Origin of the sequence: Streptomyces sp. NPDC001093 (genome assembly GCF_040298985.1) — a bacterium.
Classification (GTDB): Bacteria; Actinomycetota; Actinomycetes; order Streptomycetales; family Streptomycetaceae; genus Streptomyces.
Map to the genome: position 1 here is coordinate 1 of NZ_JBEPBF010000119.1, position 18925 is coordinate 18925.

General features: G+C 72.7%; 16 protein-coding genes. 11 read left to right on the forward strand and 5 right to left on the reverse strand.

What is annotated here, in order from left to right; translation table 11 throughout:
• The 7 genes from ABT288_RS38730 to ABT288_RS38760 all read left to right on the forward strand — a co-directional run.
• Positions 1-1587: DNA translocase FtsK (locus ABT288_RS38730; protein ID WP_351618338.1), on the forward strand; the 1587-nt coding region annotated here is incomplete at its 5' end.
• Between the two features lie 274 nt (positions 1588-1861).
• Positions 1862-2707 (forward strand): helix-turn-helix domain-containing protein, encoded by an 846-nt coding sequence (locus ABT288_RS38735; RefSeq protein ID WP_351618341.1) that lies wholly within the window; start codon positions 1862-1864, stop codon positions 2705-2707.
• Positions 2708-2802: 95 nt separating this feature from the next.
• On the forward strand, positions 2803-4275 hold the full coding sequence (gene rimO, locus ABT288_RS38740) for a 30S ribosomal protein S12 methylthiotransferase RimO (RefSeq protein WP_351618344.1): 1473 nt from the start codon (positions 2803-2805) through the stop codon (positions 4273-4275).
• Positions 4272-5030 carry a CDP-diacylglycerol--glycerol-3-phosphate 3-phosphatidyltransferase gene (gene pgsA, locus ABT288_RS38745; RefSeq protein WP_351618346.1) on the forward strand — a complete coding sequence of 253 codons (759 nt, stop codon included), beginning with the start codon at positions 4272-4274 and terminating at the stop codon, positions 5028-5030. Before rimO ends, pgsA begins: the two co-directional genes overlap by 4 nt.
• Positions 5027-5572: a CinA family protein gene (locus ABT288_RS38750; protein WP_351618348.1), complete on the forward strand. Its 546-nt coding sequence runs from the start codon at positions 5027-5029 to the stop codon at positions 5570-5572. The genes pgsA and ABT288_RS38750 overlap by 4 nt, the downstream gene beginning before the upstream one ends.
• A gap of 109 nt (positions 5573-5681) precedes the next feature.
• Positions 5682-6056, forward strand: coding sequence for a helix-turn-helix domain-containing protein (locus ABT288_RS38755; RefSeq protein ID WP_053666341.1), 375 nt, complete (start codon positions 5682-5684; stop codon positions 6054-6056).
• Positions 6057-6252: 196 nt separating this feature from the next.
• Positions 6253-6723, forward strand: a complete 471-nt coding sequence (locus ABT288_RS38760; protein ID WP_351618410.1) for a Dps family protein — start codon at positions 6253-6255, stop codon at positions 6721-6723.
• A 363-nt stretch (positions 6724-7086) separates the two neighbouring features.
• Here the strand turns inward: ABT288_RS38760 and ABT288_RS38770 are convergent, their stop codons facing one another.
• From ABT288_RS38770 to ABT288_RS38780, 3 genes are all read right to left on the reverse strand, one after another.
• Positions 7087-7851, reverse strand: coding sequence for an SDR family NAD(P)-dependent oxidoreductase (locus ABT288_RS38770; RefSeq protein WP_351618353.1), 765 nt, complete (start codon positions 7849-7851; stop codon positions 7087-7089).
• A 292-nt stretch (positions 7852-8143) separates the two neighbouring features.
• Positions 8144-8989: an Fpg/Nei family DNA glycosylase gene (locus ABT288_RS38775; protein ID WP_351618356.1), complete on the reverse strand. Its 846-nt coding sequence runs from the start codon at positions 8987-8989 to the stop codon at positions 8144-8146.
• Between the two features lie 150 nt (positions 8990-9139).
• On the reverse strand, positions 9140-14131 hold the full coding sequence (locus tag ABT288_RS38780) for an ATP-dependent helicase (RefSeq protein WP_351618359.1): 4992 nt from the start codon (positions 14129-14131) through the stop codon (positions 9140-9142).
• Positions 14132-14456: 325 nt separating this feature from the next.
• Here ABT288_RS38780 and ABT288_RS38785 point away from each other — a divergent pair, with 325 nt between their 5' ends.
• From ABT288_RS38785 to ABT288_RS38795, 3 genes are read left to right on the forward strand one after another with little or no spacing between them, the layout of a single operon-like run.
• Complete coding sequence (locus ABT288_RS38785; protein ID WP_351618361.1) at positions 14457-15383, forward strand: helix-turn-helix transcriptional regulator; 927 nt, start codon at positions 14457-14459, stop codon at positions 15381-15383.
• A 23-nt stretch (positions 15384-15406) separates the two neighbouring features.
• Entirely contained in the window at positions 15407-16183 is a 777-nt protein-coding gene (locus ABT288_RS38790; RefSeq protein WP_502972937.1) for an AzlC family ABC transporter permease, read from the forward strand.
• Positions 16180-16488, forward strand: a complete 309-nt coding sequence (locus ABT288_RS38795) for an AzlD domain-containing protein (RefSeq protein ID WP_351618364.1) — start codon at positions 16180-16182, stop codon at positions 16486-16488. The genes ABT288_RS38790 and ABT288_RS38795 overlap by 4 nt, the downstream gene beginning before the upstream one ends.
• A gap of 119 nt (positions 16489-16607) precedes the next feature.
• Here the strand turns inward: ABT288_RS38795 and ABT288_RS38800 are convergent, their stop codons facing one another.
• Positions 16608-17552, reverse strand: a complete 945-nt coding sequence (locus tag ABT288_RS38800; protein WP_351618366.1) for a hypothetical protein — start codon at positions 17550-17552, stop codon at positions 16608-16610.
• Positions 17553-17632: 80 nt separating this feature from the next.
• Here ABT288_RS38800 and ABT288_RS38805 point away from each other — a divergent pair, with 80 nt between their 5' ends.
• Positions 17633-17827 carry a DUF3046 domain-containing protein gene (locus ABT288_RS38805; protein WP_351618369.1) on the forward strand — a complete coding sequence of 65 codons (195 nt, stop codon included), beginning with the start codon at positions 17633-17635 and terminating at the stop codon, positions 17825-17827.
• 136 nt (positions 17828-17963) lie between these two features.
• Here ABT288_RS38805 and ABT288_RS38810 read toward each other — a convergent pair whose 3' ends face one another.
• Positions 17964-18710: a hypothetical protein gene (locus tag ABT288_RS38810; RefSeq protein ID WP_351618371.1), complete on the reverse strand. Its 747-nt coding sequence runs from the start codon at positions 18708-18710 to the stop codon at positions 17964-17966.
• Positions 18711-18925: the final 215 nt, after the last annotated feature.

Here is an 18925-nt window from a genome sequence, read left to right on the forward strand (position 1 = left end):
GATCGTGGCGGACCTGGAGGAACGGGTCGCGGGCCTGCTCGGCACGGAGGCCGCCGCGTTCTTCCCGACCGGCACGATGGCCCAGCAGGTGGCGCGCTCCAGCTCTCCGGCGACATCACCTACTCCCTGCCGTCGCTGGACCTGCTCACCCGCGGCGGCCCCGGCAAGGCGCGCAGCGAGGCGAACGACGCGGTCGTCGCCTCGCTCACCCAGGTCTTCACCGAGTTCAAGGTCGACGCCGCCGTCACCGGCTTCACCCGCGGCCCGACGGTCACCCGCTACGAGGTCGAACTCGGCCCCGCCGTGAAGGTCGAGCGGATCACCGCGCTGACCAAGAACATCGCGTACGCCGTCGCCAGCCCGGACGTGCGGATCATCAGCCCGATCCCCGGCAAGTCCGCGGTCGGCATCGAGATCCCGAACACCGACCGGGAGATGGTCAACCTCGGCGACGTGCTGCGCCTCGCGGAGTCCGCCGAGGACGACGATCCGATGCTGGTCGCCTTCGGCAAGGACGTCGAGGGCGGGTACGTCATGCACTCGCTGGCGAAGATGCCGCACATCCTGGTCGCCGGCGCGACCGGCTCCGGCAAGTCGTCCTGCATCAACTGCCTGATCACCTCGGTCATGATGCGGGCGACCCCCGAGGACGTCCGGATGATCCTGGTCGACCCCAAGCGCGTCGAACTGACCGCCTACGAGGGCATCCCGCACCTGATCACGCCGATCATCACCAACCCCAAGCGGGCGGCCGAGGCGCTGCAGTGGGTCGTACGCGAGATGGACCTGCGCTACGACGACCTCGCGGCGTACGGCTACCGGCACATCGACGACTTCAACCAGGCCGTCCGCGACGGCAAGGTCAAGCCGCCCGAGGGCAGCGAGCGCGAGCTGCAGCCGTACCCGTACCTGCTGGTGATCGTGGACGAGCTGGCCGACCTGATGATGGTCGCCCCGCGCGACGTCGAGGACTCGATCGTGCGCATCACCCAGCTCGCGCGCGCGGCCGGCATCCATCTGGTGCTCGCCACCCAGCGCCCCTCGGTCGACGTGGTGACCGGTCTGATCAAGGCCAACGTGCCTTCCCGGCTGGCCTTCGCCACCTCCTCGCTCGCCGACTCCCGGGTCATCCTCGACCAGCCCGGCGCCGAGAAGCTGATCGGCAAGGGCGACGGTCTGTTCCTGCCGATGGGCGCGAACAAGCCGACCCGTATGCAGGGCGCGTTCGTCACCGAGGCCGAGGTCGCGGTCGTCGTGCAGCACTGCAAGGACCAGATGGCGCCGGTCTTCCGGGACGACGTCACGGTCGGCACCAAGCAGAAGAAGGAGATCGACGAGGACATCGGCGACGACCTGGACCTGCTGTGCCAGGCGGCCGAGCTGGTCGTCTCCACCCAGTTCGGGTCGACCTCCATGCTCCAGCGCAAGCTGCGCGTCGGCTTCGCCAAGGCCGGGCGGCTCATGGACCTCATGGAGTCCCGCAACATCGTGGGCCCGAGCGAGGGATCCAAGGCACGTGACGTTCTTGTGAAGCCTGAGGAGCTGGACGGCGTGCTCGCCATGATTCGCGGGGAGTCTGAGGAGTAGCACGAACGGCCGCCCGGCGGACGCCGGTCACGCCGGGCGGCGCGTCGTGATCCACCCGTTAGAGAACGGCGAGCAACCGTTTCCCTTCGTCGTACGTCCAGTTGAGCGAAAGGACAGATAGGCATCCCACCATGGGGTACCTGCCTGTCGAATCATAGGAATGTCCGGCCATTCCTATGGTGGCAAAGTCCGACCGCCCGGTTGTCCCACCCTTTCGCAACCCCCCTAGACTGAGCTTCCAGCACAGGTGGCTACACGCTCGAAAGGCGCCCCCGTGTCCATCGGCAACTCCCCTGAAGACGAGCGTCCGTTCCAAGACGAGTCCCAGGAACCCCGTGTCTCCGTGGGCCGCGCCCTGCAGCAGGCGCGGATCGCGGCCGGGCTCACCGTGGACGACGTCAGCACCGCCACTCGTGTCCGTATCGCCATCATCCATGCCATCGAGGCGGACGACTTCGCGCCCTGTGGCGGCGATGTGTACGCCCGCGGGCACATCCGCACACTGGCCAAGGCCGTCCACCTCGATCCCGCGCCCCTGATCGCCCAGTACGACGCCGAGCACGGCGGCCGTCCCGCCCCCACCCCGGCGGCGCCTCTGTTCGAGGCCGAGCGGATCCGGCCCGAGCGGCGCGGGCCGAACTGGACCGCCGCCATGGTCGCCGCGATCGTCGTGGTGATCGGCTTCGTGGGCTTCACCGCGGTCAAGGGCGGCGGATCCGGAAACGATGCGAAGTCGCAGGTCGCCCGGAGCGGTGGCACGCCCACCGCGAGCAAGTCCGCCTCCCCGACGCCGACGAAGGACAAGCCCGCCGCGCCGAGCACCGCGCCCTCCGACAGCGCCATCGCCGCCGCGCCCCAGGACAAGGTGACCGTCCAGGTCAGCGCCCCCAAAGGACGCAGCTGGATCTCGGCCAAGGACCACAACGGCCGGATGCTCTTCGACGGGCTGCTGAACAAGGGCCAGTCCAAGACCTTCCAGGACAGCTCCAAGATCGACCTGATCCTCGGCGACGCCGGCGCGATCGAGCTCTACGTCAACGGCAAGAAGATCGACGACAACTTCCAGCCGGGCCAGGTGCAGCGCCTGACCTACACCAAGGGCGACCCGGTCGCGGGATAGGCCGTTCCCGGGGCGGGACGGATGTGACGGGGTCGGCCAAGATCGGCCAACCCCGTCGACGTGGGCTGTCAGTGAGACGAAGTACTCTTGAGCCCATGCCTGAACGCCGTACCGTCGCACTCGTCACACTCGGCTGCGCCCGTAACGAGGTGGACTCGGAGGAGCTCGCAGGCCGTTTGGAGGCGGACGGCTGGCAGCTCGTCGAGGACGCCGCGGACGCCGACGTCGCCGTGGTCAACACGTGTGGCTTCGTCGAGGCCGCGAAGAAGGACTCCGTCGACGCCCTCCTCGAGGCCAACGACCTCAAGGACCATGGGAGAACCCAGGCCGTCGTGGCGGTGGGCTGCATGGCCGAGCGGTACGGCAAGGAGCTGGCCGAGGCGCTGCCCGAGGCCGACGGCGTGCTCGGCTTCGACGACTACGCGGACATCTCCGACCGCCTGCAGACCATCCTGTCCGGCGGCGTCCACGCCTCCCACACCCCGCGCGACCGCCGCAAGCTGCTCCCGATCAGCCCGGCCGAGCGGCAGGATTCGGCCGCGTCCGTCGCCCTGCCCGGGCACGGCCCCGCCGACCTCCCGGAGGGAGTCGCGCCCGTCTCCGGCCCCCGCGCGCCCCTGCGCCGCCGCCTCGACGGCTCCCCGGTCGCCTCGGTGAAGCTCGCCTCCGGCTGCGACCGGCGCTGCTCCTTCTGCGCCATCCCGTCCTTCCGGGGCTCCTTCCTCTCCCGCCGCCCCAGCGACGTGCTGAACGAGACGCGGTGGCTGGCCGAGCAGGGCGTGAAGGAGATCATGCTGGTCTCCGAGAACAACACCTCCTACGGCAAGGACCTGGGCGACATCCGCCTGCTGGAGTCCCTGCTGCCCGAGCTGGCCGAGGTCGACGGCATCGAGCGGGTGCGGGTCAGCTACCTGCAGCCTGCCGAGATGCGCCCGGGCCTGATCGACGTACTGACCTCCACCCCGAAGGTCGTCCCGTACTTCGACCTCTCCTTCCAGCACTCCGCGCCCGGCGTGCTGCGTGCCATGCGCCGCTTCGGCGACACCGACCGCTTCCTGGAACTGCTCGACACGATCCGCTCCAAGGCGCCCGAGGCCGGCGTGCGCTCCAACTTCATCGTCGGCTTCCCCGGCGAGAGCGAGGCGGACCTGGCCGAGCTGGAGCGCTTCCTCAACGGCGCCCGCCTGGACGCCATCGGTGTCTTCGGCTACTCCGACGAGGAGGGCACGGAGGCGGCGACCTACGACAACAAGCTCGACGAGGACGTCGTGGCCGAGCGCCTGGCCCGGGTGTCCCGGCTGGCCGAGGAACTCGTCTCCCAGCGCGCCGAGGAGCGCGTCGGCGACACCGTGCGCGTCCTGGTCGAGTCCGTCGACGAGGAAGAGGGCGTGTCCGGCCGTGCCGCGCACCAGGCGCCCGAGACCGACGGCCAGGTCCTGCTCACGAGCGGCGCCGGCCTGAGCGTCGGACGTATGGTCGAGGCGAAGGTGGTCGGTACGGAAGGTGTCGACCTGGTGGCCGAGCCGCTGACCGGCTCGCTCGCGTGTAGTGAGGAGGCGGGCAGATGACCGGAGTTCCGGCATCCGCCGCGGGTGGCTCCTCCGGCGCGCACGGCGCTCGGGGTTCCGCCGCCGCTGCCGACGGCGCCCGGTCCGAGGTCTCCGGTTCTGCTCCAGGTCCCGACAGCGGTGGCAAGGCCCCGCGCGGCGGGAAGATCGCGGCCGTGGCCGTCAACCAGGCGAGCGTCTGGAACGTGGCCAATCTGCTGACCATGCTCCGCCTCGTCCTGGTGCCCGGCTTCGTGGCGCTGATGCTGGCGAACGGCGGCTACGACCCGGCCTGGCGCTCGCTGGCCTGGGCGGCCTTCGCCATCGCCATGATCACCGACCTGTTCGACGGGCACCTGGCGCGCACCTACAACCTGGTCACCGACTTCGGGAAGATCGCCGACCCCATCGCCGACAAGGCGATCATGGGGGCGGCGCTGATCTGTCTGTCGGCCCTGGGTGATCTGCCGTGGTGGGTGACGGCCGTGATCCTCGGCCGGGAACTCGGCGTCACGCTGCTGCGTTTTCTGGTCATTCGCTACGGCGTGATCCCGGCCAGCCGTGGGGGCAAGCTGAAGACCCTCACCCAGGGGGTGGCGGTCGGGATGTATGTCCTGGCGCTGACGGGATGGCTGGCCACGCTGAGGTTCTGGGTGATGGCCGTGGCGGTCGTCCTCACCGTCGTCACCGGACTCGACTATGTGAGACAAGCCATTGTGCTGCGCAGGCGGGGAATCGCCGAGCGCGCGGCGGCGTTGGAGGAGAGGGAAGCGTGAGCTCACGGGCCACCGAACTGGTGCGACTACTGACCGTGAGGGGCGAGACCCTCGCTGTCGCCGAGTCGCTCACCGGTGGCCTGGTGGCGGCGGAGATCACCTCGGTCCCCGGAGCGTCCAAGGTGTTCCGGGGCTCGGTCACCGCCTACGCCACCGAGCTGAAGCACGAGCTGCTCGGCGTCGACGCCGCCCTGCTCGCGCGGCGAGGAGCGGTGGATCCGCAGGTCGCGGCCGAGATGGCAGCCGGCGTACGGAAGGCTTTGGGCGCCGACTGGGGTGTCGCGACCACCGGCGTCGCCGGCCCCGAACCACAGGACGGCAAGCCCGTCGGCACGGTCTTCGTGGCCGTCGACGGGCCGCTCACCGACCGCCCTGGTTCTGCCGGTGGCGGAAAAGTGGAGGCCCTGCGGTTGAACGGCAGCCGTGCGGAAATTCGTATGGAGAGTGTACGGAGCGTACTCGCAGTGCTCCTCGAGCAGCTTGCGGGCGAACAGACCGGTAATGAGCGGGCACAGGATACGGAACGGAACGGGGGGTTTTGATGTTTGCAGCCCTGAGTGAACACGACATCGCTCCCCGCACGGCCGCAGCGCGAGGCGGTACGGTGGGGCGAGAAGGATGCGGCTACGCGGTCCGAGGAGGGAGCCACCGATGATTCTGCTCCGTCGCCTGCTGGGTGACGTGCTGCGTCGGCAGCGCCAACGCCAGGGCCGTACTCTGCGCGAAGTCTCCTCGTCCGCCCGAGTCTCACTCGGCTATCTCTCCGAGGTGGAGCGGGGGCAGAAGGAGGCTTCCTCCGAGCTGCTCGCCGCCATCTGCGACGCGCTGGACGTACGGATGTCGGAACTCATGCGGGAAGTGAGCGACGAGCTGGCGCTCGCCGAACTGGCCCAGTCCGCCGCGGCCACCGAGCCCGTGCCCACGCCGGTCCGTCCGATGCTGGGTTCCGTCTCGGTGACCGGTGTGCCACCGGAACGGGTGACCATCAAGGCGCCCGCCGAGGCAGTGGACGTGGTCGCCGCGTAATCCTGTGCGCGGCCTGCTGATCCAAGACGAGTCAAGTCCTGGTCGGCTGCTTCAGGGAGACCTGAAGCAGCCCGCCGGGGCTTTCGTTTTTCCGGGCACGAGTGCGACCTTCATCACTTTTGCGCCGGTTTGCCGGGGTCGGTCGGTCCGGTCATGGTGGAGAGACGTGACGGCGCCGAAGTACCGGAGGAAGCCGATGTACGTCGTGAAGAGCCCGTTGGCCGACGCGGACCTGAAGACGGTGACCGAGGCGCTGCAGGGTGCCCTCGTCGACCTGGTGGACCTCTCCCTGGTCGCCAAGCAGATCCACTGGAACATCGTCGGACCCCGCTTCCGCTCGATCCATCTCCAGCTCGACGAGGTCGTCGCCTCGGCGCGCACCCACTCCGACACCGTGGCCGAGCGGGCCTCGGCCCTGGGCGTACCGCCGGACGGGCGCGCCGCCACCGTGGCCTCCGGCAGCGGCATCGGCACCACTGCGGCGGGCTGGATCAAGGACGGGGACGCGGTCGGGGCGATGGTGGACGCGCTCGGTGCAGTGATCACCCGGATGCGGGAGCGGGTGGCGGCGACGGGGGAGCCGGATCCGGTGACCCAGGACATCTTCATCGGGATCACGGCGGATCTGGAGAAGCATCACTGGATGTTCCAGGCCGAGAACGCGTGAGCGGTCCGGCCGGGGGCTGCTTCCGGGGCTGCTTCGGCGGGGGCACCGGACTCGGCTTCGTGCACCGGTGAGCCCGAGGTGCGCCTTCCGCGCGGTACGGGCGGCGGTCTAGCGTCCCGCAGGAGGTGGTGGCGGCCATGGTGGGACGGATAGCGCGCTGGGCGGTCGGGCTGGGGCTCGGAGCCGTGTGGTGGTGGGCCGTGCTGAGGATCACCCTGGGACAGGGCGCGGGCGTGCTGGAAGGTGCCGTCGCGGCCGGCGGATGGGGGCTGAGCCTGCTGCCCGTGCACTGCGTCCCCAAGGGGCAGGCCGTGGGTGCCGTGCCGAAGGGGCACTGGATGGCGGCCTGGCGGACGGGGGCCGCTACCAGGGCATCGCCACGCCCCCGTTCGGGCGAAGTATCTGACCTGTAGTGAACGCCGAGGCGTCCGACGCCAGGTACAACACCGCGTGCGCGACGTCGTCCGGCTCACCGACCCGGCCCAGCGGCGCCATCCGGGCCATCACGCCCTCGGTGTGCGCCTGCGCCTCGCGGTCGTGGCGGTCGGTCATCGGGGTGCGGATCCAGCCCGGCGCGATCGCGTTGACCCGGATGCCGTGCCGGCCGACCTCGGCGGCCAGCGTCTTGGTCAGCTGGACCACGGCCGCCTTCGCCGCGCCGTAGCAGAGCAGCCCGGGCCCGCCGGTGTCGACCGCGCCGGAGGCCATGGTGACGATGCTGCCCCGCGTGTCATGGGCCAGCATCGAGCGGGCCGCCTCCTGGCAGGCGTACAGCACGCCCTTGAAGTTGACGTTCAGCACCCGGTCGAGATCCTCGTCGCGGGTCTCCAGTACGGCACTGCTGTGCATGATCCCGGCGATCGCCGCCATCACGTCCAGGCGCTCGCAGGACTGGACGGCCTCGGCGAGCCGGGGCCGGTCGGTGACGTCCAGGACGTGGGTGCGGGCCGTGCCGCCGCGTTTCTCGATCAGCTCCGCCGTGCCCTGCAGGCCGTCCGCGTCCCGGTCGGCGCAGTGCACCGCCGCCCCCGCCTCGGCGAGCAGCACGGCCGAGGCCCGGCCGATACCGCCGGCGGCTCCGGTGACGAATGCGGTGCGTCCGGTGAGGTCGTACGCCGTGAGGGGCATGGAGCGACGGTACGAGCACTTCTGACGGGTCGTCAATTCTCGTGCGGGGACTGGCTCGGTGTGCGCCCATCGGCTCGGGGCCGCGGGTGTGTCCGGGGTGCGGGTCGGCTGGCGCCGGGGCGTCGCACGGGGGCGGCGACCGGGGCGCGGGGCGGCTCGGATTTCGGTTGCTTTGACGTCGTCGGCTCTGGCGTTGCCGGCTCGGGTATCGGCGGGCTCGGGATACCCGGGGCGTCGGCGGCCGGGTGCGCCGGACCGGGTGTGGCAGGGGGCGTGGGTGCGGGGCGGGGCGTCAGGTGGTGCGGCGGGGCCGGCGGTCTCGCCGGTGTTGCGGTGAGCCGGCAGCCGGGGCGGGGCCCGGCTGGCAGGTGGGGCACCAGTAGGTGGGGCGTTCCCGGGAGCCGTCGCCCTGGTCGGCCACGCGGACCGGGGTGTGGCAGCGCAGGCAGGGGCGGGGTGCGCGGCCGTAGACGAACAGGTCGTGCCGGTGCAGGCCCGTGGTCTGGCGGACCGGGCGGTCGCGGTTCGCCTCCAGGAGTCTCTTGGCGAGCGCGGGCAGCTTCCCGGCGCGCTCCGCGGGCAGCGCGCCGACCGGCAGCCACGGGGTGACGCCCAGCAGGAAGCACAGCTCGCTCTTGTAGATGTTGCCGATGCCGGCGAGGTTGCGCTGGTCGAGCAGGGCCTCGCCGAGCGGGCGGGCGGGATCGGCGAGGAGGTTGGCGAGGACGCGCTCGGGGTCCCAGTCCGGGCCGAGCAGGTCGGGACCCAGATGGCCGACGACCCGCTCCTCCTCGCTCGTGCGCAGCAGTTCCAGGACCTGGAGCCGGTAGCCCACGGCCGTGCGGTCGGCGGTGCCGAGGATCGCCCTGATCTGGTGTGCCGGGCCGCCCCGCCAGCGCTCGCCGGTGCCGTACACCTTCCAGGTGCCCTCCATCCGCAGGTGCGTGTGGAGGCTCAGGCCGCCCTCGAACCGGGTGAGCAGGTGTTTGCCGCGCGGGATCGTGCTGAGCACCGTACGGCCGGTGAGGTCGACCGTCGCGTACTTCGGCACCCGGAAGTCGCTGCGGGTCAGGGCCTTGCCCGCGAGGGCCTCGTGCAGCCGTCTCGCGGCCTGCCAGACCGTGTCACCTTCGGGCATGGGTCAAGGGTGCCACGGGCAGCGCCGCAAGCGGTGCGGGACCCTGTCGATGTGCGGCTCCGCCGCGCGGGCCTGACCAGCGACGATGGCGCCGTGGACGCACGACGGCACATCGCGGCACCGGCAAACGTCGCGGCACCTGGCGGAGCGTCATGCTCTCAGCCGCAGGCCGCGCGGCGTGGCCACGAAGCCCGCCGCTTCGAAGAGGGTGCCTATGGGCGAGGTCAGGGCCTGGGCGCCGTTGATCCGCTCGACCGTGACCGTGCCGAGGGAACCCGCGCGGGCCGCCGCGGCCAGGGACTGCGCGGCCGTACGGAGACGGGGGTCGTCCGGGTCCGTGGTGTCCGGGCCGGAGGGCCAGGCCAGCAGGGTCTTGCCGCCGCGCTCCATGTACAGCGTCAGCTCGCCCTCCACCAGGACGACCAGCGAGCCCGCCTTGCGGCCCGGCTTGTGCCCGGCACCGGTCGGCGGCTCGGGCCAGGACAGGGCCGCGCCGTACGCGTTGGCGGGATCGGCCGCGGCGAGGACCACGGCACGCGGGTCGGGTGAGGCCGTGCTCGTACGACCGCTGCCGTACCCCCGGTCCACCGGCGAGCCGTAGCCGCCGGATCCGCCTCCTCGGGGACCGCCGTAGCCGGGGGAGGCGAAGGGGTCGGCGAGGTCGCGGGGCGAGACGTAGTCGCCGGGGGCGGGCCGGGGGTCCGCGGGCGGCCAGGTGAAGTCGCCGTCGAGGCCGGGGTGGGCGAAGCCGCCGTCCGACCCGTCGAAGGCGCCGGTAGGGGGGTGTTCGTGGGGCGCGCCGTCGCTTCCGCCGAAGTCGTCCGGGAACGCCGGTACGGCAAAGCCGCTGGAGGGAGCCGCGAAGCCGCCCCGGGGGTCTGTGGTGGTCAGGCTCTCGCCGCGCTCGCGGGCGTTGGACACCGCGCGGAGCCGGTCCACGGCGCCGTCCATGGCGAACTGGGCCGCGCCCAGTCCCTCGACCACATAGCCGCGCCGCGCCTGGCCGCTCTCCTCGAACGCGGACAGCACGCGGTACACCGCCGAGAAGCCGCCCTCGATCCCCTCCGCGGCGACCGCCCCGCGGGTGACCACGCCGTGCCGGTCCATCAGGGTGCGGGCCAGCGCGTGCGCGCGCACGGTGGGGTCCGGCTCGGCCGCGGGGAGCAGGGACCAGCGGCCGGCGACCGTCGGCGGGCCCGTACGGGAGGCGGTGCGTGCGGCGGCCGTCAGGGAGCCGTAACGCCCGCGCGGGACGGCACGCTTGGCGCGGTGGGCGGTCGAGCCGGCTGTACGGCCCGAGCCCAGCAGGGAGCGCATCGGCGCGAGGGTGTCGTTGGTGAGCCGGCCCGACCAGGCCAGATCCCAGAGGGCGTCGGCCAGTTGGGGGTCGGTGGCGTCGGGGTGGGTGGTGGCGCGGACCTGGTCGGCGATCTGGCGGAAGAACAGGCCGTAGCCGCCGGAGAGCGCGTCCAGGACGGACTGGTGGAGCGCGGTCAGCTCCAGGGGGTGGGGCGGCGGGAGCAGCAGGGGTGCCGCGTCCGCCAGATAGAGGGCGACCCAGCCGTCCTTGCCGGGCAGGGCGCCCGCGCCGGCCCAGACCACCTCTCCGGCGGAGGTCAGCTCGTCGAGCATCGAGGGCGTGTAGTTCGCCACCCGCGAGGGCAGCACCAGCTTCTCCAGGGCGGAGGCGGGCACGGAGGCGCCCTGCAACTGCTCGATGGCGCGCACCAGCCCGTCGATGCCACGCAGACCATGCCCCTTGCCGATGTGCTGCCACTGCGGCAGGAACTGGGCGAGCGCCGCCGGGGGCACGGGCTCCAGCTCATGGCGCAGGGCCGCCAGGGAGCGGCGGCGCAGCCGGCGCAGTACGGCCGCGTCGCACCACTCCTGGCCGATGCCCGCCGGGTGGAACTCGCCCTGTACGACCCGGCCGTTCGCGGCGAGCCGCTGCAGGGCGCCCTCGGTGACCGCCACACCCAGGCCGAAGCGCGCCGCCGCCGTGGCCGACGTGAACGGGCCGTGCGTGCGGGCGTACCGGGCGAGGAGATCGCCCAGCGGGTCCTTGACCGGCTCGGTGAAGGCCTCGGGCACGCCGACCGGCAGTGCCGTGCCGAGCGCGTCGCGCAGCCGGCCCGCGTCCTCGACCGCCGCCCAGTGGTCGGCGCCGGCGATACGGACCTTGATGGCCCGGCGGGCGCCGGCCAGCTCGCGCGCCCACTGCGGATCCGCGCCCCGAGCCACCAGTTCGGCATCGGTGAGCGGGCCGAGCAGCCGCAGCACATCGGCCACGCCCTCCACGTCCTTCACCCGCCGGTCCTCGGTGAGCCACTGCAGCTCGCGCTCCAGCTCGGTCAGCACCTCGGCGTCGAGCAGTTCGCGCAGCTCCGCCTGGCCCAGCAGCTCGGCCAGCAGCCGGGAGTCCAGGGACAGCGCGGCGGCGCGACGCTCGGCGAGCGGGGAGTCACCCTCGTACAGGAACTGCGCGACGTACCCGAACAGCAGGGAGCGGGCGAACGGGGACGGCTCCGGGGTGGTGACCTCGACCAGGCGGACCTTTCGGGACTCGATGTCGCCCATCAGCTCGACGAGCCCGGGGACGTCGAAGACGTCCTGGAGGCACTCGCGGACGGCCTCCAGGACGATCGGGAACGAGCCGAACTCGCTGGCGACCTGGAGCAGTTGGGCCGCACGCTGGCGCTGCTGCCACAGCGGGGTGCGCTTGCCGGGGTTGCGGCGCGGCAGCAGCAGCGCGCGGGCCGCGCACTCGCGGAACCGGGAGGCGAACAGGGCGGACCCGCCGACCTGGTCGGTGACGACCTGGTCGACCTCGCCCTTGTCGAAGGCGACGTCCGCCGCGCCGACGGGCGCCTGCTCGCTGTCGTACTCCGTGCCGGCCTTCATCGGTGCCTGGTCGAGCAGGTCCAGGCCCATCAGGTCGGCGTCGGGCAGGCGCAGCACGATGCCGTCGTCGGCGTGCATGACCTGCGCGTCCATGCCGTACCGCTCGGACAGGCGGGCGCCGAGCGCGAGGGCCCAGGGGGCGTGCACCTGGGCGCCGAAGGGGGAGTGGACGACGACCCGCCAGTCGCCGAGCTCGTCGCGGAACCGCTCCACGACGATCGTGCGGTCGTCCGGGACATGGCCGCAGGCCTCGCGCTGCTCGTCCAGGTACGACAGCACGTTGTCCGCCGCCCAGGCGTCGAGGCCCGCCGCCAGCAGCCGCAGCCGGGCGTCGTCCCTGGGCAGCGCGCCGACCTCGCGCAGGAACGCACCCACCGCGCGGCCCAGTTCGAGCGGGCGGCCCAGCTGGTCGCCCTTCCAGAAGGGAAGCCGGCCGGGCACGCCTGGCGCGGGGGAGACCAGGACCCGGTCGCGGGTGATGTCCTCGATGCGCCAGGAACTCGTGCCCAGCGTGAAGACGTCCCCGACCCGGGACTCGTAGACCATCTCCTCGTCCAGCTCGCCGACCCGGCCGCCGCCCTTCTTGGGGTCGGCACCGGCGAGGAAGACCCCGAAGAGGCCGCGGTCGGGGATCGTGCCGCCGGAGGTGACCGCGAGGCGCTGGGCACCCGGGCGGCCGGTGATCTCGCCGGTCACGCGGTCCCAGACCACGCGCGGGCGCAGCTCCGCGAACGCGTCGGACGGATAGCGGCCCGCGAGCATGTCGAGGACCGCCGTGAACGCCGACTCGGGCAGCGACGCGAAGGGTGCGGCACGGCGGACCATGGCGAGCAGGTCGTCGAACTGCCAGGTGTCCAGCGCCGTCATCGCGACCAGCTGCTGCGCGAGCACGTCGAGCGGGTTCGCGGGCACCCTCAGGGACTCGATCGAGCCCGAGCGCATCCGCTCCGTGACCACGGCCGCCTGGACGAGGTCGCCGCGGTACTTGGGGAAGACGACACCGGTGGAGACGGCCCCCACCTGGTGCCCCGCGCGGCCGACGCGCTGCAGCCCGGAGGCGACCGAGGGCGGGGACTCGACCTGCACGACCAGGTCGACGGCGCCCATGTCGATGCCCAGCTCCAGGCTGGACGTGGCGACCACGGCGGGCAGCCGGCCGGCCTTCAGGTCCTCCTCCACCAGGGCGCGCTGCTCCTTGGAGACCGAGCCGTGGTGCGCGCGGGCGATCACCGGGGGCGCGCCCTGGGCCGCGCCCGAGCCGCCCATCAGCTGGGCCGGGGCGTGGTGCTCGTCCAGCGTTTCGCCGGTCGCTCGCTCGTAGGCGATCTCGTTGAGCCGGTTGCACAGCCGCTCGGCGAGGCGCCGGGAGTTGGCGAACACGATGGTGGAGCGGTGGGACTGGACCAGGTCGGCGATCCGCTCCTCCACATGCGGCCAGATCGACGGCCGCTCCGCGCCCTCGGCTGCGTCCGCCGCCGGGGAGCCGCCCAGCTCGCCCATGTCCTCGACCGGGACCACCACCGACAGGTCGAACTCCTTGCCGGACTCCGGCTGGACGATCTCCACCTTGCGGCGCGGCGAGAGATACCGGGCCACCTCGTCCACCGGGCGGACGGTGGCCGAGAGGCCGATCCGCCGGGCCGGCTTCGGCAGCAGCTCGTCCAGCCGCTCCAGGGAGAGCGCGAGATGGGCGCCGCGCTTGGTGCCCGCGACCGCGTGCACCTCGTCCAGGATCACCGTCTCCACGCCCGTGAGCGCATCGCGCGTGGCCGAGGTCAGCATCAGGAACAGCGACTCGGGGGTGGTGATCAGGATGTCCGGCGGGCGGGTGGACAGGGCGCGCCGCTCGGCGGCGGGGGTGTCGCCGGAGCGGATACCGACCCTGACCTCGGGCTCGGGAAGGCCGAGGCGCACGGACTCCTGGCGGATGCCGGTCAGCGGGCTGCGGAGGTTGCGCTCGACGTCGACCGCGAGGGCCTTCAGCGGGGAGACGTAGAGCACCCGGCAGCGTTTCCTCGGGTCGGCCGGGGGCGGGGCCGAGGCCAGCTGGTCCAGGGCGGCGAGGAACGCGGCCAGCGTCTTGCCCGAGCCGGTCGGGGCCACCACCAGCACGTCCGAGCCGGCACCGATGGCCTGCCACGCGCCGGCCTGGGCGGCCGTGGGCGCGGAGAACGCCCCCGTGAACCAGCCGCGGGTCGCGGGGGAGAAGCCGTCGAGGGCTCGGTGTGCGGAGCTGACCATGCGTCCATCCTGCACCCGGCCACTGACAATCGCGCTGACCTGGGCAAACGAACGCCGTGCCGCGGGGAGCGGGCGGGAGCCGGGGTGGGGGAGCGAGGTGGTGACGACTGCGGGTGGTGGGGAGGGGGGTGAGCGGTGGCGGCTGCGGTGGTGGTGCGGGGAGGGAGCGGCGGCGGCTGCGGGTCGTCGGGCGGGGTGCCGGCAGAGGCGGCTGCGGGTCGTGTGGCGGCGAGCGGGCCGGAGGTCGGGCGCGGGTCGAGGTCGGGCGCGGGTCGGGGTCGGGCGTGGGTCGAGGCCCGGCGCGGGCGACGAGGAGAATGGGCGTATGGCGGGTGCGGCTCGGCGGGGCGAGGAACGGACGGGCGAGGAGACGGGTGGGCGTCGGCCGGTGGAGCGTGCGCGGCACTGGCGGTACGACGACCTGCCCGGCGTGGATCTGCTGCGGGCCCGGTACATCCACAAGACCTTCGTCCGGCACACCCACGAGCACTTCGTGATCGCGGCGATAGCCGACGGCGTCGAGGTCTTCCACCACCGTGGCTCCGACGTGTCCGCGGGCGCGGGAGCCCTCGCTCTGGTCAACCCGGACACCGCGCACACCGGCCGCGCCGGCGTCCCCGAGGGCTGGCTGTACGGCGCGGTCTACCCCTCACCCGAGGTGGTCGCCGCGATCGCGGCCGAGACCACCACCATCCGGGGCACGCCGGGTTTCGTCAGCCCCGTCCTCGACGACCCCTGCACCGGCCGCCTGGTCCACCAGGTGCTGCGCGCCGCCGAGGAGGGCAACGCCCTGGCCGCCGACACCCTGCTGCGGATCGCCGTGACCAGGCTGCTGCGGCTGAACGGCGGACCTCTCCCGCAGCGACCGGTCCGCACGGCCGGAGCCGGTGTCGCGGCACGCGCGCGTGCGGTGCTGGACGAGCGGATGGCCGAGCCGCCGACCCTGGAACGGCTGGCCACCGACCTCGGCACCAGCCCCTTCGCGCTGCTGCGGGCGTTCCGTGACGCCTACGGCATGCCGCCGCACGCCTGGCTGACCGACGCCCGCGTGCGCCGCGCGCGGCTCCTGCTGGACGCGGGGTCACCTCCCGCCGAGGCTGCCGTAGCCGTCGGGTTCACCGACCAGCCGCACCTCAACCGGCACTTCACGCGGATCGTCGGCGTGCCCCCGGGGGCCTACCAGCGCGAGCGCAGGAACGCGGACGAGCCGCGGAACACGCGCGGGCGCAAGAACGTACAAGACCCGGAGTGAGGGTCATTCGTACCGTCTGCGGCGTGGCACAGCAGACAGCACTCGCGGACATGACCGCCGACGGCGCGGACAAGCCCGACCGGGCCGTCGTACGGGACGCCCTCGGGGTGGGCGTCGCGGTGGGCCTGTCCGGATTCGCCTTCGGGGTGACCTCGGCCGGCAGTGGGCTCGGGCTGCTCCAGACCTGCGCGCTCAGCCTCCTGGTCTTCACCGGCGCCTCCCAGTTCGCCCTGGTCGGAGCGCTCGCCGCCGGAGGCAATCCGTTCACGGCGGCCGCCGGCGCCTTCTTCCTCGGCGTGCGCAACGCCTTCTACGGGCTGCGGCTGTCGCAGCTGCTCGCCCTCCCCCGCGCGGTACGGCCGTTCGCCGCCCAGTGGGTGATCGACGAGACCACGGCGGTCACCCTGGCCCAGCCGACCCGGCGCGCCCGGCGGATCGGCTTCACCGTCACCGGGCTCACCCTGTACGCACTCTGGAACCTCACCACGCTGCTCGGCGCGCTCGGTGCCAAGGCCATCGGCGACACGCGCGCGTGGGGCCTGGACGCGGCCGGGCCCGCCGTGTTCCTGGCACTGCTCGCACCGATGCTGAGGACGACCACCGAGCGCGCCGTCGCGGGCCTGGCGGTCCTGCTGGGCCTCGGCCTGCTGCCCGTCCTGCCGGCCGGCGTTCCGGTCCTGGCGGCGGCACTGGCGGCACCGATGGCTCTCGTCGCCGAGGGCCGTCGAAGGCCGCGCGGCCCGCAGGACGAGCCAGCGACCGGACCGGACGGCGGCGCCGCAGCGGAGGAGGACCGGTGAACACCTGGATCGCGATCGGCTTGACCGCCTTCGGCTGCTACGCCGTCAAGCTCGCCGGGCTGCTGGTGCCCGCGGGCGCCATGGAGCGGCCCTTCGTGAGGCGGCTCGCCGCCCTGCTGCCCGTCGCCCTCCTCGCCGCGCTCACGGCTCAGCAGACGTTCGCCGACGGGCACGCCCTCGTGCTGGACGCACGGGTCGCAGGGCTCGGCGCGGCCGCCGTGACGCTGGTGCTGCGCGCACCGTTCCTGCTGGTCGTCGCGGCGGCCGTGGTGGTGACGGCAGGCGTACGGGCTCTCGGCGGGTGACGAGTCACGGGCGCCGGCCGGTGCGGCTGCAGACCGGCACGGCTCGCGCGGCGGTTCCGCGCGCGTACCGATCGGTTCGGCGGCCACGCGGGACGCGATCAGCCGCCGTAGCCACCGGCTCAGCCCACGAAACGGCCGTACGCCCGCAGGGTGCGCAGTGCCTCGATGGTCACCAGGGGACGCGCCTCCAGTGCGGGCGCCGCTGCCCACTGGCGCCAGCGGATCGGCCAGCCGCCGTCGTCCTGCTGCTCGGCGGCCAGGTGGTCAAGGGAGCGTGCCATCTCGTCGTCCGTGAACCACGCGCGCGCGAGTGACTCCGGCGTCCTGGCGAAGTCGTGCGGGAAATGGTGCTCGCCCGGGGCGTAACCGGACGCGACCGGATACGCGTCGAGCCGGTCCGGCTCCAGGGCCGCGAGCCGCTGCTCCCGCACCAGGCGGCCGAGCCGGTCCGCGGCGGCCTCCGCGCGCGAGCGGTCGGGAGCGGAGTCGAGGAAGGCCACGGCGGCCTCCACCTCGTAGGGGTGGGACTTCTCCAGGGACTCCACGGCCTGCCAGCAGAAGTCGGTGGCCCGGAACAGCCAGGCGTGCCACACCTCGTTGCGGTGCAGCAGCCCCACCACCGGTCCCGTGGCGAGCAGTTCGCTGGGAGGGTCGTCGACGACCGGGACGAACGGTGCCACCGGATACCCGCGCTGGCTGGGATGGATCGCCGGCAGGGCGCCGTCCGCGGTGGAGACCGAGGTCAGATAGCGGCACACGCGCTCGATCCGCTGCCCGCCGCAGCGCCCGATGGCATCGAGGACGCGCAGCGCGTGCGCGGTGTGCAGCGGCTGGCTCACGGGGCCGCGCAGATCGGGCTCCAGCGCGTGCCCGTACCCGCCGTCGTCGTTGCGGTAGGCGTCCAGCGCCGCTTCCACCGCGTCCGGGGTGCCGTGCAGGAAGTGGTACGCGAAGAGGCGCTGCTCCAGCACGCGCGCGGTGAGCCATACGAACTGCTCGGCGCGGAAGAGCGGGGAGCGCGCCGGGGGCGTGGAGGGGAGTGGGGAAACTCCTGTTTCGGCCATGTGTCAGACCGTAGGACGGAAAGCGGTCTCGGCAAGCGCTCCCGGCCGGGGCCCACCCCCAGGGGCGGGATACTGGAGTCATGCGGTTGACGGTCTTCTGGCAGCGGATGGCGGAACACTTCGGTCCGGGGTACGCCGACACGTTCGCGCGCGATCACGTGATGTCGGAGCTGGGCGGGCGCACGGTGCAGGAGGCACTGGACGCCGGCTGGGACGCGAAGGACGTGTGGCGCGTGGTCTGCACGGTCATGGACGTGCCGGGCGAGCGGCGCTGACGCGCTGCCTGGAACCTCCTGACTCGTCCGTGAAGAGACCGGCCGTACGGCACCGATCGGTCACGAAGACCGCAGGTGGGCGCCGGTTGTCGGTGGCGTGGGCGAGACTTGGCGCCGGTGCGCCGCCTCGGTCCTGTCATCGGTACGTCAGCACCGCCCACGCTCCCGCTCCGGCGACGGCCGCCGTGTAACAGCCGACCGCCGCGGCCACGATCCGTCCGCGTGTCCGTTCGTTCCAGGGCGAGCGGGACAGCAGCCAGGCCAGCGCGGGCAGGACGAGTACGGCGTGCAGGTTCACGCCGTGCAGGGGCTTGAGCGGGGCCGTCGAGTGGTAGGCGGCCTCCTGGTGGCCGGTCCGGGTCAGTACGACCCCGCGCGCGATCATCGCCGCCCCGGAGGCCAGCGCCACCAGCAGGATCGCGAACCCGGAGCGCACGGCGAGCGGCATGCCGGCCGGGCCTGTCGGCCGGTGCCGGAAGGACACGACGGCGAACACCGTGAGCAGGGCGACCAGGACACCGCCGCCCACCGCCAGCGTCATGGACACCGCCGTGTCGAAGGGGGTCGCCGTGTTCAGGTGCGAGGGCACCCGGCGCCACGCCTGGAGGGTGATCCCGCCGACCTCCACCACACAGTCGGCGGCGAAGACGAGCAGCAGGGCCGAGCGCAGCCGAGGGCCGACGCGCAGATACGACGTGACCCAGGTGATCGCGATCAGCGTCACCCCGAAGGAGAGCCCGAAGGTGACGGGCTTGCGCCAGGAGACGGGACCGTCCCACGGGCCTCCGTCGACCGCGAACACCCCCAGGTGCACGAGGCCGGACAGGACGAGGAGCAGCCCCGTCGCATGACAGAGGCGGTCGACGGCGCGCGGATTCTTCATGGGCCAAGGCTCCCGGGAGCGGCCCGCCCGGTCGTCGTCCGGCCGCAGACACCCGCCGTACGCCGCCGGGAGTAGCGGCGACGGGTGCTGAAGCACGGGTTCCGGGCACCGCATGGTGTCGCTTGACACCAAAATCGAACATCCATTCTCATGGAGGCTCAGGCGAGGCTTTGGGCAGTGGATTTCGTACCGTTTCGCGGGCAGAAGTCCCATGG

Bases quoted from the DNA above. Each gene is read 5' to 3' on its own strand.
- ABT288_RS38810 (WP_351618371.1), bottom strand. From the start codon at position 18,710: ATGAAGAATCCGCGCGCCGTCGACCGCCTCTGTCATGCGACGGGGCTG.
- rimO (WP_351618344.1), top strand. From the start codon at position 2,803: ATGCCTGAACGCCGTACCGTCGCACTCGTCACACTCGGCTGCGCCCGT.
- ABT288_RS38775 (WP_351618356.1), bottom strand. From the start codon at position 8,989: ATGCCCGAAGGTGACACGGTCTGGCAGGCCGCGAGACGGCTGCACGAG.
- ABT288_RS38770 (WP_351618353.1), bottom strand. From the start codon at position 7,851: ATGCCCCTCACGGCGTACGACCTCACCGGACGCACCGCATTCGTCACC.
- ABT288_RS38780 (WP_351618359.1), bottom strand. From the start codon at position 14,131: ATGGTCAGCTCCGCACACCGAGCCCTCGACGGCTTCTCCCCCGCGACC.
- ABT288_RS38760 (WP_351618410.1), top strand. From the start codon at position 6,253: ATGTACGTCGTGAAGAGCCCGTTGGCCGACGCGGACCTGAAGACGGTG.
- ABT288_RS38755 (WP_053666341.1), top strand. From the start codon at position 5,682: ATGATTCTGCTCCGTCGCCTGCTGGGTGACGTGCTGCGTCGGCAGCGC.
- ABT288_RS38800 (WP_351618366.1), bottom strand. From the start codon at position 17,552: ATGGCCGAAACAGGAGTTTCCCCACTCCCCTCCACGCCCCCGGCGCGC.
- ABT288_RS38805 (WP_351618369.1), top strand. From the start codon at position 17,633: ATGCGGTTGACGGTCTTCTGGCAGCGGATGGCGGAACACTTCGGTCCG.
- ABT288_RS38785 (WP_351618361.1), top strand. From the start codon at position 14,457: ATGGCGGGTGCGGCTCGGCGGGGCGAGGAACGGACGGGCGAGGAGACG.
- pgsA (WP_351618346.1), top strand. From the start codon at position 4,272: ATGACCGGAGTTCCGGCATCCGCCGCGGGTGGCTCCTCCGGCGCGCAC.